This is a genomic window from Streptomyces sp. CNT360 (genome assembly GCF_000424785.1).
In genome coordinates this window covers 318930-331735 of record NZ_KE384243.1, presented here as the reverse complement: position 1 = coordinate 331735, position 12806 = coordinate 318930, and the positions used below count along the sequence as shown (strand labels likewise).

Annotated in this window: 13 protein-coding genes; 5 read left to right on the top strand and 8 right to left on the bottom strand. The window is 72.7% G+C overall.

The window, feature by feature from the left end; genetic code table 11:
• Nucleotides 1-136 precede the first annotated feature (136 nt).
• The gene (locus tag H297_RS0127295; RefSeq protein WP_027739640.1) at nucleotides 137-760 is read right to left on the bottom strand and encodes a carbonic anhydrase; all 624 of its coding nucleotides are present in this window, start codon (nucleotides 758-760) and stop codon (nucleotides 137-139) included.
• A gap of 406 nt (nucleotides 761-1166) precedes the next feature.
• Here H297_RS0127295 and H297_RS0127290 point away from each other — a divergent pair, with 406 nt between their 5' ends.
• Together H297_RS0127290 and H297_RS38700 are read left to right on the top strand one after the other, a co-directional pair.
• Nucleotides 1167-1505 carry a metalloregulator ArsR/SmtB family transcription factor gene (locus H297_RS0127290; RefSeq protein ID WP_027739639.1) on the top strand — a complete coding sequence of 113 codons (339 nt, stop codon included), beginning with the start codon at nucleotides 1167-1169 and terminating at the stop codon, nucleotides 1503-1505.
• 127 nt (nucleotides 1506-1632) lie between these two features.
• On the top strand, nucleotides 1633-1833 hold the full coding sequence (locus tag H297_RS38700; RefSeq protein ID WP_037795527.1) for a DUF6126 family protein: 201 nt from the start codon (nucleotides 1633-1635) through the stop codon (nucleotides 1831-1833).
• A 194-nt stretch (nucleotides 1834-2027) separates the two neighbouring features.
• Here H297_RS38700 and H297_RS0127280 read toward each other — a convergent pair whose 3' ends face one another.
• Nucleotides 2028-2378, bottom strand: coding sequence for a metalloregulator ArsR/SmtB family transcription factor (locus H297_RS0127280; RefSeq protein ID WP_027739638.1), 351 nt, complete (start codon nucleotides 2376-2378; stop codon nucleotides 2028-2030).
• 341 nt (nucleotides 2379-2719) lie between these two features.
• Between H297_RS0127280 and H297_RS0127275 the strand changes: the two genes are divergently transcribed.
• Nucleotides 2720-4099 (top strand): GAF domain-containing SpoIIE family protein phosphatase, encoded by a 1380-nt coding sequence (locus H297_RS0127275; RefSeq protein ID WP_027739637.1) that lies wholly within the window; start codon nucleotides 2720-2722, stop codon nucleotides 4097-4099.
• A 348-nt stretch (nucleotides 4100-4447) separates the two neighbouring features.
• Here H297_RS0127275 and H297_RS0127270 read toward each other — a convergent pair whose 3' ends face one another.
• From H297_RS0127270 to H297_RS0127250, 5 genes are all read right to left on the bottom strand, one after another.
• Nucleotides 4448-4831 (bottom strand): pyridoxamine 5'-phosphate oxidase family protein, encoded by a 384-nt coding sequence (locus H297_RS0127270; protein ID WP_027739636.1) that lies wholly within the window; start codon nucleotides 4829-4831, stop codon nucleotides 4448-4450.
• Between the two features lie 34 nt (nucleotides 4832-4865).
• A complete protein-coding gene (locus H297_RS0127265; RefSeq protein WP_027739635.1) occupies nucleotides 4866-6584 on the bottom strand; it encodes a SulP family inorganic anion transporter in 1719 nt (572 codons plus the stop codon).
• 389 nt (nucleotides 6585-6973) lie between these two features.
• Nucleotides 6974-7882 (bottom strand): alpha/beta fold hydrolase, encoded by a 909-nt coding sequence (locus tag H297_RS0127260; protein ID WP_051352216.1) that lies wholly within the window; start codon nucleotides 7880-7882, stop codon nucleotides 6974-6976.
• 198 nt (nucleotides 7883-8080) lie between these two features.
• Entirely contained in the window at nucleotides 8081-8566 is a 486-nt protein-coding gene (locus tag H297_RS0127255) for a hypothetical protein (protein ID WP_027739633.1), read from the bottom strand.
• A 57-nt stretch (nucleotides 8567-8623) separates the two neighbouring features.
• Complete coding sequence (locus H297_RS0127250; RefSeq protein WP_051352215.1) at nucleotides 8624-9478, bottom strand: DUF4232 domain-containing protein; 855 nt, start codon at nucleotides 9476-9478, stop codon at nucleotides 8624-8626.
• Nucleotides 9479-9973: 495 nt separating this feature from the next.
• Here H297_RS0127250 and H297_RS0127245 point away from each other — a divergent pair, with 495 nt between their 5' ends.
• Together H297_RS0127245 and H297_RS0127240 are read left to right on the top strand one after the other, a co-directional pair.
• Nucleotides 9974-11128: a ring-hydroxylating oxygenase subunit alpha gene (locus tag H297_RS0127245; RefSeq protein WP_037795526.1), complete on the top strand. Its 1155-nt coding sequence runs from the start codon at nucleotides 9974-9976 to the stop codon at nucleotides 11126-11128.
• A 96-nt stretch (nucleotides 11129-11224) separates the two neighbouring features.
• A complete protein-coding gene (locus H297_RS0127240; RefSeq protein WP_027739630.1) occupies nucleotides 11225-11815 on the top strand; it encodes a TetR family transcriptional regulator C-terminal domain-containing protein in 591 nt (196 codons plus the stop codon).
• An 89-nt stretch (nucleotides 11816-11904) separates the two neighbouring features.
• Here the strand turns inward: H297_RS0127240 and H297_RS0127235 are convergent, their stop codons facing one another.
• Complete coding sequence (locus H297_RS0127235) at nucleotides 11905-12708, bottom strand: hypothetical protein (RefSeq protein WP_158693756.1); 804 nt, start codon at nucleotides 12706-12708, stop codon at nucleotides 11905-11907.
• Nucleotides 12709-12806: the final 98 nt, after the last annotated feature.

Genomic DNA, 12806 nt, shown 5'->3' with positions numbered 1-12806 from the left:
CGCGCAGGCTCCGACGCGCTCTCCTCGTCCAGGGCGCTGCCGATGCTGATCACCGCGAGCGTTCCGGACGGAACCGGACGGGTTCACCGGTGGAATGTCTCCCGGTCGGTCATGGGCGTCTTGTCCGCCCGGCCCGCTAGGCGTCGAGTCCGTGAGCCGCTACCCGGTTCACCGTTCCGTCGGCCAGTCGGTAGGACAGGCCGACGACCGCACACCGGCCGGCAGCCACCCCGTCGGCCAGGATCACGGATCGTCCCACCAGTGCGTCGGCGGTCCGCCCGATGTGCTCGTCGACGAACTCGTCGACCTCGGTGCAGCCCCGGGCACGCGCCGCGAGCACGCTCGGCATCACTCGTTCCACCACGTCTCCGATGTATCCCGCGGGCGCCACGCCCTTGCGTTCGGCTTCGGAGGCCGCGGTGACGGCGCCGCAGGAGTCGTGCCCGAGGACCACGACGAGCGGTGCGCCCAGCACCTCGACCCCGTACTCGACGCTGCCGAGCACCTCGGCGCTGGAGATGTGGCCGGCGGTGCGGACGACGAAGAAGTCTCCCAGGCCCCGGTCGAAGATGATCTCGGCCGCGAGCCGGGAGTCCGAGCACCCGAAGAGGACGGCGAACGGGCGCTGCCGCGGTGCCAGTTCAGCTCGGCGGTCGGCGTCCTGGTTGGGGTGCAGCCGCTCGCCCCGGACGAAGCGCTCGTTGCCTTGCAGCAGCGCGGTGTACGCCTCGGCGGGCGAGGACCAACTGAGATCAGGCATGCAGGCAACTTACCGGACCGCGTGAGGCGGCGGGCACCGCCGTCTCCGGGGGCCAGTACAGCGCCGGCGCCGCCCCGGGGCTCGGCCGCCGGTCACCGGCAGTGGAGCCGCCCCCGCCGCGTGCGCCGGGACGGAGCAGGGGGCACGGGTGGCGCCGTCGTCCGTAAGGTCTGCGCACGTTCTGCACGAGGGGCGGGCCGGCCGGACATCGGTCGCGGGAGGGCTTCTGTCCCGGCCCCAGGGGGTGTGTGGTTGCGGGACACCGGAGTAGAATTGAAGAGTTCTTCAATTAGGAAATTGCAATGGTTCTGAAGGTCTTCGTTGCGGAGGGAGTGCGGGTGCGTGGGATCGCCGAGGCGCTGACGGCCCGTGGCCGGGCAGCGGAAGTGGAGAAGAGTTGAGCGGGATGCCCGTTCCGCTGTACGAGGCGAAGGCGGAGTTCTTCCGGTTGCTCGGACACCCGGTGCGGATCCGTGTACTGGAACTCCTTCAGGACGGGCCGAAACCCGTGCGTGAGCTGCTCGCCGACATCGAGGTCGAGCCGTCGAACCTGTCACAGCAGCTCGCGGTGTTGCGCCGTTCCGGCATCGTCACCGCGACCCGCACCGGTTCCACCGCCGTGTACGAGCTGGCCGGCGGGGACGTGGCCGATCTGCTGGCCGCCGCCAGGCGCATTCTGTCCGTCCTGATCGCGGGACAGCAGCGGCTGCTCGAGGAACTGCAGACCGTGGAGCCGACGTCGTGAGCGTCCGGCTGCGCGCCGCCGGGCTGCCCCGTCACCGCGGCGCCCGGCAGGCGTCCGGGCGGACGGCACCTGCGGCCATGCCGGCGCCCGGTGAGGTGCGGGGGACCGAAGACCGGAGGGCGACTCGATGAGCCAGGAGACCAGCGCTGCGCAGCCCGACGGAGAACCGCCGCCGAAGAAGCCGCCGAAGAAGGGGAACAAGAGGAACGAGGAACGTTGGATGGAACGGGGCATCGCCCTCCGGGCAGGCTTCTACATCTTCGGCACACACCTGCTCGCCGGCTTCCTCTGGCTGCTCTTCTACCTGGGCGAGCACGCGCACAAGTGAGCACAACCAGGTGAGAACAACGACGCGTCCCCGGCGCCGGGACGCGCGGGGAAACGTGCCGGGAACGGCTGGGCAGCAGGCCGAAGCCGGCCGCTCCAGCCTGGCCCCGGTCGGGCGGGCGACTGCCCGTGACCGCGGGGCTCGCCTCGGAGAGGGCCGTGAAAAGCCGCCGCGCGGGTCCCTGGTGGACGGCGCTACGCCGGTGGTTGCGTCGGGGGCGGCCCGGACCGGAGATCCGCGAGCAGTTCCTGTTGCCCGGCGAGCACTCCCGACAGGATGGTGCGAGCGACCCTGAGCAGCTCGGCCACCTGCGGGCTGGTCAGCGCGTAGTAGACGGTCGAGCCTTCCTTGCGGGACACCACCAGGTTCGCCCGTCGCAGTACGGCGAGCTGCTGGGACAGGTGGGCCGGCTCGATCCCTACCTCGGGCAGCATCTCGGCCACCGCGTGTTCCCGCTCGCTCAGCAGCTCCAGCACGCGGATGCGGGCCGGGTGACCGAGCGTCTTGAAGAACTCCGCCTTCAGCTGGTAGAGCGGCGCACTCACCGGGCCACCGCCTTCTCCGCGTCCCGGCAGCCGCAGGCTCCCGGCGCCCGGTCCGCAATACGCCGCGTGCATCTCGTCGTCGTCACCATGCCGTCCATCCTCGCCGGTGTGGCACGTGCGGCCGCATTCCCCGGACCGGATCGACGGCACCCCGCGGCGCCGGGGTGTTACGCCGACCGGCTGCCCGTGGGCGGCACCCGTCCGGCTGCCGGGTGATGCTGGCAGCGGGCCGCTTCGACCAGCGGATCGGGCTCGCAGTGCGCTCCGGATGCGCAACGGCACCTGCCGGATGCGGGGCGGGCCGCGCGAGGCACCCGGACGGGCGAGGGAAGGCAGATGTGATGGCGGCGGACCGGCAGGGGCCACCGGAGGACGACCGGGTCGACGAGGGCCCCGACGAGCCCTACACCTCACTGCTCGGCCTGCCGCTCAGCTCGGACCTGAACCGGATCGGTGAGCAGCTGCACGCTCTGGCCCGTGCGCAGAGCACCTTGCAGGAGCTGCTCCAGGCAGTGGTGAACATCACGGGTGAGCTGGAGCTGCCCATGGTGCTGCGGCGCATCGTGCGCACCGCGATGGATCTGGTGGGTGCCCGCTACGGGGCGATGGGCGTGCTCGACCAAGAGGGCAGGCTCCTGGAGGAGTTCGTTCCGCTGGGGCTCACCGCGAAGGAGCTGGCCGAACTGGAGGGGGTGGAGCTGCCCCGAGGCAGGGGCCTGCTGGGGCATCTGATCCACCATCCCGAGCCGTTGCGGGTCGGGGACATCGCGCGCCATCCGGAGTCGGCGGGTTTCCCACCCGGGCATCCGCCCATGCGCACCCTGCTCGGCGTCGCCATCAGCGTACGGGGGCGGGTGTACGGCAATCTGTATCTGTCCGAGCGCAAGGACGGGCAGCCGTTCGACCCGCACGACGAAGGGGTGATCCGTGCGCTGGCCGGAACGGCGGGCGTGGCGATCGAGAATGCCCGCCTGTACCAGCAGGTCCGCAACAGCGGCGAGCAGTTCCAGCGGCTGCTGCTGCCCCGCCTGCCCGACCTGCGGCCCTTCGCAGCCGGGGCGGCCTACCGTCCGGCGAGCGCCCCGGCCGCGGTGGGTGGCGACTGGTACGACGCCGTGCTGCTGCCCAACGGGGCGTGCGCGGCGGTGATCGGGGACGTCGTGGGGCACGATCTGCGGGCCGCGGCCGACATGTCCCAGATCCGCAACATGCTGCGTGCCCTGTGCTTCGACAGCAACGCCCCGCCCAGCGCCTCCCTCGCCCGGCTCGACCGCATCATGGGCGCCGCTTTGGACGAGGCGCCCATGGCCACGGCCCTGCTGGCCCGGCTGGAACCGGCCGACTGCGCCTGGCATCTTCGCTGGTCCAGTGCCGGGCACCCGCCTCCGCTCGTGCTGCCGCCCGACGGACGGGTCCGCTACCTGGACACCGAGCCCGGAGTTCCCCTGGGAGTGGTCCCGGACCCGCCGCGGCCCGACCACTGCCAGACGGTGCCGGTGGACAGCACCGTCGTACTGTTCACCGACGGCCTGGTGGAGGTGCCGGGCCAGCCGCTGGACCGGGGGCTGGACGCCCTGGCCGTCGCCGCCTCCCGGTTGGCCGGTCTGCCACCGGACGAACTGTGCCGGGCGCTGGTCGACAACCGTCCCAGCGACGGTCACGACGACAAGGCCGTCATCGCCCTGCGTACGCCACCGCTGACGGGCTACGCCCGCTCCTGAACCGCCCCCGGCCCCGCGGTGCAGTGGCGCTGCCGGCCGGCTCCGGGCTCCGGCCGCCACCGAAGACGGCGGGCCACCTCGGCGACGGTGACGGTCGTGGACGGCGCACGCCAGGCAGTCCGCACCGACCGCGGAGACGGCCCTCACCCGATCCGAGAGCGGTACGGCGTGGCGGATGCGGCTGACCCGTTCGCTGAGCATCAGCAGGGCGGGCCCACGGTGGCACGGCAGGCGTGCACCCCTGCCCGGCGAGGACCTGCTCGGCGGTGCGCCGGACCGGCCGGGCAGCCGAGGGCTCAGCGGGCAGCGTGACCACAGGCCGGTCCGGCAGCGGTGCGCGCAGCGCGGTCATCGCTTCACCCCGCGAGCGAGACGGAACCCGGCCACGGTGTGAGGATGCGGGCGCAGCAGCGTGTCGTGCGGGCCGCGGGTCCAGCCGGTGAGGGGGCGCCGGTAGTGGGCCGCCTCGTCGGGGTCGGTGACGGCATCGAGCGGGCCGGTGACGGTGACCGACCAGCCCGCGCCAGCGGCCGGAGCAACCTCGTCCACGTGGTAGCTCGCCACCGCGGGCATCGCGGCGGCCGGCGCGGGGGTGCGCACCACCGCACGGCCCGTCTCCCACCCGTGACGGCCCGGTCGTACGACGGCTGCGCCCCGCCTCACGTACACCACGCGGCCCAGCGTGCTGCCCTCCAGCAGCCACAGGGCCTCCGTCCCGGGCGCCCCGACCATGCGCATCGGGCGAGGACATCGGCGAGGACAGTGCTCACGGCACCGCGTCCTCTGCCGGGACACCGGCGGCCCGGGACGCCTGAGCGGGCAGCGAGGGCAGCACACCGGCGCGCTCCAGATAGCTGCGCGCTCCCTGGATCGCTTCGGGTGTCGTCGCGTACTCGCGCCCCTCCAGGCACAGCACATCCAGCGCGCCGACCGATGCGAGCACGCGGCGCTGGTCGGACCGGATGCCGGAGGCCATGACGACGATGCCGCGCCGGTTCAGCTTTTCCACGACGTCCTTCAGCACCAGGGCACCGGTGGCGTCGACGGTGGTCACCCTGGACATGCGCACGATGACGACGTGGACGTCAGCCGCCTCGGCCAGTTCCAGCAGGAAACGGTGGGCCGCGGCGAAGAACAGGGGCCCGTCGATGCGGTAGGCCACGATGTGCTCGGCCAGCAGGGCGTGCTCCTCGGCACTGTGGTCCGCGTGATCGAGCGGCACCTGATCCAGACGGCCCTGCCTGGCCACCGTCCGCAGCGCCAGGGCACCCGCGACCAAGAGGCCGATGACCACCGCGTAGACGAGGTCCAGCACGAGCGTGGCCACCGCGGTGAGCACCAGGATCAGGGCGTCCGACCGGGTGGCCCTGGCCATGGCCCTGAGCGAGCCGACCTCGACCATGCGGACCGCGGTGGCCAGCAGGACACCGGCGAGCGCGGCGAGCGGAATCCGGGACACCAGGGGTGCGAGAGTGAAGACGATCACCGCGAGCACGACAGCGTGGGTGAACGCTGCGAGCCGGGAGCGCGCGCCTGTCCGCACGTTGACGGCAGTACGGGCGATGGCGCCGGTCGCGGGGACCCCGCCGAACAGGGGGGCAGCGATGTTCGCCAGTCCCTGTCCGAACAGCTCGCGGTCGGGGTCGTGCTCCTGGCCGACCGTCATGCCGTCGGCGACGGACGCCGACAGCAGCGACTCCAGGGCGGCCAGCGCCGCCACCGCCACCGCCGCAGTGCACAGCGAGCCCAGCGCGGACACGTCCAGGAAGGCCAGCGACGGCGCGGGCAGGCCCGAGGGGAGGTCACCGATCGGCCGGGCGTCATCGAGGCCGGCGAGCTGCGCGACCACCGTGGCTGCGACCACCGCGACGATCGACAAGGGGACCTTTGGCCACCGCCGGGATCCGACCAGCATGACGGTGGCGACCGCACCGGCGAACGCGACGGCGGTCCAGTTCGGGTGCTGCGCGAACTCCCGCACCGCGCGCCAGGTGACGGCCAGCACCCGCTCGCCCTCGGGTTTGTCCACGCCCAGAGCGTTCGGAACCTGCTGAAGGGCGATCACGCAGGCGATGCCGAGGGAGAACCCCTCGACGACCGGCGCGGGCACGTACCGCATGTACCTGCCGGCCCGCAGCGCCGCCAGCGCGACGAGCATCACCCCCGCCATCAACCCGACGGTGAGCACCCCGGACGGCCCGTACTCGGCCACGATGGGCACCAGGACCACCGTCATGGCTCCCGTCGGCCCGGACACCTGCAGATTCGAACCGCCGAACACCGCGGCCACCGCACCCGCGACCACCGCGGTCGCCAGCCCCGCCTCGGCGCCGAGACCGGACGAGACCCCGAAGCCCAACGCGAGCGGCAGCGCCACGATCGCCACCGTCAGCCCGGCCAGCAGATCGCCGCGCGGACTTCGGCGCACCTGCGCCGCATCGGCGCGCCGGGGCAGCAGCCCCAGCAGCCGAGTGCCTACGGACACGAACGCCTTTCGTGGTGACAGCGGACCGGACACGTCGCCTCAACTTCCCCGACAGCGCCCCACCAGGGGACGAAACAACGGCCTGGGCCGGCGGCTACCAGCCGGCCCAGGCAGCACAGCATCTAATGAATTGCAAACTTTCGCAATTCAGCATGTTGCGCGTTCTGCTCCCGTTCGGCGGACCTCGAACAGTCCGTGCTTGCTGTCGAAGGCGCGGTAGAGGCTGCCGCGTCCCAGCCCCGTGCTGTCCACCAGGCCCTGGTCCGAGGTGGCGGCCCGACCCGCTCCCGGGACGCTTCCATGGCGGCGTCCATCGCCTGGTCCACGGCGAACCCTTTCGACCGAGCCGTGGCCTCGGCATGCATGCCGTTTCTGCGTCGTCCCGCTGCCTACTCCAGCGCCTCACGCAGCGCCCACGCGAACGGCTCGGGCTCGCCCTGCTGCCCGAACTCGCCACCCAGGAAGCCCCCGTGGTGGCTCGGGAAGCTGACGAGTCGCGTGCCGAGGCGGTCGGCGACCGCCTCGGCGGCGCGGGCGCACATCTGGCCCTCCGACTCCTCGCCTGCTGCCAGGACGATCCGGGTCCCGGCGGCGGACAGCGCCGCGAAGTCGGGCCGGTAGGTGGTGCAGCCGCGGAGGTTCTGGCCCAGCAGCGGATCGTCGCGGGTCCCGTCGTCCTCGGTGGGCAGGTCGAACGCGGCCGGATCAAGCGCCGGTTCACCCTCGCCGTCCGGGTCCGCCGAGCTGTCCGGGAAGAGGCCCTTCCTGCTGGTCAGCGCGAGGAACTTCGCCATCGCGGGGCCGGTGCCGCTGCGCTGGTACGTCGCGTGGATGTCGGCGCACGCGGCCGACACCTGCGCGCTGTCCGGCAGTACGGTGGCCACCGGCGGCTCGTGGGCGACGTACCGGCGTACCAGGTCCGGCCGCGCCGCCACCAGCGCCAGTCCGTTGACCGCGCCGCCGCTGCTGCCGAACAGGTCGACCGGGCCGGCGTCCAGGTCCTCGACGACGCGGCGCAGGTCCTCCGCGTGTTCCTCGGGCCGCAACTCCCCGTGCCCGTCCTGGCGGACGCTCCGCCCGACGCCGCGCGGGTCGTAGGTGACCACCGTCCGGTCGGTGAAGTACGAGGCGAGCGTCGCGAACCCCTCGGCGGCCATCGGCGAACCCACCAGCATCAGCACCGGGCGGTGCGGGCCGGCCTGCGCCAGGTCACCGCGTATGTCGTAGGTGAGCGTCGCACCGGGTACCGGCAGCGTGCGGGTCGTGCTGGTCGAGCGGGTCGCGGGTTCCGCAGCCACGGGTGCCTCCTCGGTCGGGACCGTACGGGGGTACGGACCCGCGCGAGGCGGGGAACTCATCGGCCGAAGCGCCGCATCGCGCCGCCGTCCGGCCACCCGGCCACCCCGGTCGTCGGCCACTCGGCCACTCGCCGCCATCCGGCCGCCTGGCTGCCCGGCCCCTCGTCCTGCCGGGCTCCTACCCTCCCGCAGGCGGGTTCAGGCGCGGCACGAGCGGCGCCGGGCGGGGGTCGTCATCTCGTAGACGGCCGCCGTGACCACCCCGTAGGTGAGGTGCGGCACGATGTCCGCGAGCCAGTCCGAGCCCCGCCAGGTGCGGGGGTCGGAGATCTTGAGCGTGGCCATCGGCACGTCCGAGCCCGCCATCGCCGCCACCCCGGTCAGCAGGCCCGCGACCGGGACCGCCGGCCGCCACGGGAGCGCACGCGAGGCCCCGTACAGCGCGCCGACACCCACCCCGGTGAGCATCCCCAGCACGGCACCCAGGCCGGACGTGCGGTTCTCCCGCGTCTCGCCCTCCCCGGGCACGGGCACGCCGGTCCGCTCGCTGACCTCGTCCACAAGCTGCTGGGGGGCCGAGCTCCCGCCCCGCCCCCGCAGCACCATGTCCAGATACGTGACCGCGTTGAGCGCCGTCGTACCGGCGGCACCGGCCACCGCTCCGGCGCAAGTCTGACGAATCATGACCCACGCGGTTCCCGACCCCTGCCCGCCCGAAACGCGCGCTCCGCGCCTCGTGGATCAGGCGCCCGTGCCGGGAGTGAGGGCGCCGATCTTCGGGACGGAGGCCTTGCCGGTGGCCGAGACGGCCCCGCCCTGCCAGTCGACCTTGAGGGACGCGCGCTGGTCGGGCGGCGTGATCAGGGCCGAGTCGGGGGTGACCGTCGGCACCCCGGTCATGCCGGGGTTGCTGAAGGACAGCGGGGCCCACGCGCTCTCGCCGGAGGTGAGCCGGACGGTTTTGCCGCTGTCGCCGTTGCGCTCCGGGTCCACCGAGACCTGGTCGCCGTCGCTGTTGAGGAAGGCGAAGCCGGGGTAGCCGTGCAGCGTGCAGGTGCCGGGGGAGGTGTTGGTCAGCACGAGCGCGAAGTTCTCCTGCCCCGCACCGGGGTGGTTCGGGCCGATCTTCGCGTTCAGGTCCGAGGTGGTGCACGCCTCCGAAGAGCTGGACCCGTAGTGGGCGCTGTCCTTGCCGCTCCGGGAGGACACCGTGCCGGTCTTGGACTCACCACCGCTCGTCGACCCGCCACCGGTCGTCGACCCGCCGCCGCTGGTCGACCCGCCACCGGCCGTGGAGCCCCCGGTGTCCCCGCCGCTGCTTCCGCTGCCGCTGTCGCTGTCGTTCCCGCCGCCGAGGCTGCCCTCGCTCTGGACGGAGCCGGCCGGAGCCGCCTTTCCGGCCCGGTGACCGGCGGAGGCGTCGTCCTCCCCGCCACCGCACGCCGTCAGCAGGCCGCCGGCCGCCAGCAGGGCCGCCGTGGCCGTCGCGATCCTGGCCGGGCGGGAGAGGCCGCGCCGTGTCCCGCGTGCCGCCCGGCCGCCGTCGGTGACCGCCCGCTCGTCCTGTCCGGCCGCGATGTCCTGTTCCCGTGTCATGATCGCCGTCAACTCCCTGCTGTGTTCCCCCGCTGTCGGGCTGTTCACTGGGTTCGATGACGGGATCGGCGAAAAGGTTCACGGAGATCGCGGGAGCGCGGGGAACGCGGGGGTCGCCGGAAGTAAACGCCCTCGCCGTGGTCCGCCACGGGGCCCGGGAAGACCCAGGGCCACCGGCCTGTCCGCCCACTGCGGTCGCGCACGCTGTACGCGGTTACCGCACGCATGGTTCTCCGGCCGCCCGCGCGCAAGCTCCCGCGCCGGCCTGGGAGTGCCCTGCCCGGACCCCGCCATCGCGCCCTCACCCTGCACGGAGCACAGGGCTGCTGAGCCGCGAGCCAACGGCGCGGGGCCGCTGAGTTGTCGGGCCATCAGGCCACCGGGACTCCGGGTTCCCGTGGAGCGGGCGGAGGCAGACCGCACGGGCGGACCCGCATGGGACGAGCGTCCACTCACCTATTGAACGGTCGTCCAGTCGGGCCCTATCGTCGATGCATGGACGCTGTCACCGCGAACGAGGTCACGGCGGTCGCCGCCGGGTACGACAAGGATCCAGCGCACTCCCTGTCCCTGCGTGCCGAGGCCTACACGGAGCCCAAGTGGCACGCCGCGGACCTCCAGGCGGTCTTCGCCCGCACCTGGCAGTGGGTCTGTCACAGCGAGAAGGTGTCGCTGCCGGGCAGCTACGTCGCCACGGAGGTGGCCGGGATGCCGGTGGTCGTCGTCCGGGACGGGTCACAGAAGCTGCGGGCGTTCTACAACGTCTGCAAGCACCGGGCGCACGCACTCCTGTCCGGCTCGGGCACCACGCGCACTCTCGTGTGCCCGTACCACGCGTGGACGTACGACCTGAGCGGCAGCCTGATCGCTGCCCGCAGGACGGACCGGATGGCGACGTTCGACACGTCGCGGATCTGCCTCGACCAGGTCCAGGTCGAGGAGTTCTGCGGTTTCGTCTACGTTAACCTCGACCCGCGCGCCCGGTCACTGGCCCAGCAGGCACCCGGCCTCGCCGCCGAGATCACCCGGCGGGCGCCCGACATCGCGCAGCTCACGCACGCGAAGCGGCTGCACTACGACATCCGCACCAACTGGAAGAACGTCGTCGACAACTTCCTGGAGTGCTACCACTGCCACGTCGCGCACAAGGAGTTCGTGTCGCTCGTCGACATGAACACCTACGACGTGAAGACCCACGGCATCTGGTCGAGCCACTTCGCCGACGCGGGCACGTCCCGGAACACCGCTTACGACACCTCCGACGCGACCGTCACCGAGCACGCCGTGTGGTGGCTGTGGCCCAACACCTGCCTGCTGCGTTACCCCGGGCGGGGCAACTTCATGGTCCTCCAGATCCTTCCGGCCGGCCCCGACCGCACCACGGAGACCTGGGACTTCTTCCTGGAGGGCACGGAGCTCGACGAGGCGGAGGAGGAGTCGGTGCGCTACATCGACGAGGTGCTGCAGGTGCAGGACATCGACCTGGTCGAGAGCGTCCAGCGCGGAATGAGCACGCCCGCCTTCTCCCAGGGCCGGATCGTCCACGACCCCGAGAGGGCGCCGGGCCTCTCCGAGCACGGTGTGCACCACTTCCACGGCCTCGTCCTCGACGCCTACCGCGCCCTGGTGGAGGACCGGCCCGCGCCCTGAGCCCGAGCCCTCTCCTGCGCCCGCCCGTCCCGGAGTACGCCCGGTACGCGCCCCGCGCCGTGCACGCCGGGCGCCCGCGTGGCTAGCATCGGCTCCGTGAGCGAGGCGGGTACGAAGGTCGCGGACGCCGGAGGACAGGGCGGCAGGCAGGAGCAGATCCTCGACGCCGTCCTCGCCCTCCTGTCCCGGCACGGCATCTCGGGGGTCAGCATGCGCGCGGTGGCCCGGCAGGCCGGAGTCGCGCTCGGACTGGTCAGCTACTACTACGCCGACAAGGTCACCCTCATCTGTGCCGCCCTGCGCCGCATCGAGGAGCAGGACGTCGCCCTGGTGGAGCCGGACCCGGCCAAGAGCCCGCAGGACAACCTCCGCGCCGCCCTCCGCCGTGTCGCCGACGCCGAGTTCCTGACGACGGAATACCTGTCCCTCCGCCTGCAACTGTGGGCGCTCGCACAGGCGCACCCCGACTTCGAGAAGATCAACACGGCCGCCCAGAAGCGCTACCGCAAGGGCCTCACGGCGCTCATCCGGGCGGCCCGCCCGGACCTGCCCCGGGGAGAAGCGAGCCGGCGCGCCACCGACATCGACGTCACCCAGAACGGCCTGTGGCTCACCGCACTCCTCGGCATCGACCGCGCCTCGATCCGACGCAGCGTCGACCACTGCGAAGAGCTCGCCTTCCACTGACCGCCCCCGCGACGAGCACGCCTTGCCGGGCTGACACCCTGTGCGCCCCCGGACGGGGAGCGCCGGGCCGAGGAGCCCGGGGCACGCTCTCAACCGTCCGCCCGGTACAGCTCGGAGTGGACGCGCCGGGCCGCCCGTACGGCGAGCGAGAGGCTGTGCTCATGGCCGTCCTCGGCGACGCCGCCTTCCGCGCTCGCGACGACGAGCACTCCCCCGACCCGGGACTCGACCCGGTAGGAGCGCTTCCGGTCGTACTCCGGCCCGCCGGTCCACCACGAGGCTTCCAGCACCGCCTCGTCACCCAGCCCGCGGACCTCCTGCATCTCGTGGTGTTCCTCGACGGGGGCGGCCTCCGTGTCGACCACGGCGGTGGGGCAGTCCCTGTGCAGGCCGCGTTGGAGCCTCAGATAGCGCTCGGTGTGCGAGGACGGCATCGACACGAGCATGACGGTGGCGCTGTCGGCGTCGTCCGGGCCGGGTCCGAGGTCGACGATCTGCGCAGCACTCGCCCCACGGAGGCCGGTGATCTCCCTGCGCAGCTCATCCCCCGCACCGCAGCCGCTCCAGTCGTACCCCGGTTGCCCCCACTCGTCGAAGCCCCCCACGTGCGTCTCGGTCACTCGTGCTTGCGTGCCGAACGCTCCGGCGGGCAGCAGCGCGGCCTGCAACTCCGCCTCGGTGAAGGCCCGGTCCGCCACGTCCCCACCGTCGGCGCCGGGTGCCGTGGGGTGCGCGGTCGTCGGCCTGCTCGACGGCGCCGCAGTCGACGAGGTGCCCGAGGCCGCGGGGCCCCGCTGATCCTGGTGCGCTGCCCGCTCGCCGCACCCGGTAAGCAAAGCCGTCAGCGCGACGGCACACCCCACCATGCCCACCGCCGTCGTCCCCCGCACCATGACATCCCCCGTTCGTGCAACGTACGCGAGAGCGACACCTTATGCGGGGGCACGATGCCGCGAGGGTGCTCCGCACGGAGGAATACCCGCTGAGCGAG

What these genes read in the sequence shown, in the direction of transcription:
- H297_RS0127275 (WP_027739637.1), top strand. Translation starts at nt 2,720, where the DNA reads ATGGCGGCGGACCGGCAGGGGCCACCGGAGGACGACCGGGTCGACGAG.
- H297_RS0127270 (WP_027739636.1), bottom strand. Translation starts at nt 4,831, where the DNA reads ATGGTCGGGGCGCCCGGGACGGAGGCCCTGTGGCTGCTGGAGGGCAGC.
- H297_RS38700 (WP_037795527.1), top strand. Translation starts at nt 1,633, where the DNA reads ATGAGCCAGGAGACCAGCGCTGCGCAGCCCGACGGAGAACCGCCGCCG.
- H297_RS0127290 (WP_027739639.1), top strand. Translation starts at nt 1,167, where the DNA reads ATGCCCGTTCCGCTGTACGAGGCGAAGGCGGAGTTCTTCCGGTTGCTC.
- H297_RS0127235 (WP_158693756.1), bottom strand. Translation starts at nt 12,708, where the DNA reads ATGGTGCGGGGGACGACGGCGGTGGGCATGGTGGGGTGTGCCGTCGCG.
- H297_RS0127295 (WP_027739640.1), bottom strand. Translation starts at nt 760, where the DNA reads ATGCCTGATCTCAGTTGGTCCTCGCCCGCCGAGGCGTACACCGCGCTG.
- H297_RS0127250 (WP_051352215.1), bottom strand. Translation starts at nt 9,478, where the DNA reads ATGACACGGGAACAGGACATCGCGGCCGGACAGGACGAGCGGGCGGTC.
- H297_RS0127245 (WP_037795526.1), top strand. Translation starts at nt 9,974, where the DNA reads ATGGACGCTGTCACCGCGAACGAGGTCACGGCGGTCGCCGCCGGGTAC.
- H297_RS0127255 (WP_027739633.1), bottom strand. Translation starts at nt 8,566, where the DNA reads ATGATTCGTCAGACTTGCGCCGGAGCGGTGGCCGGTGCCGCCGGTACG.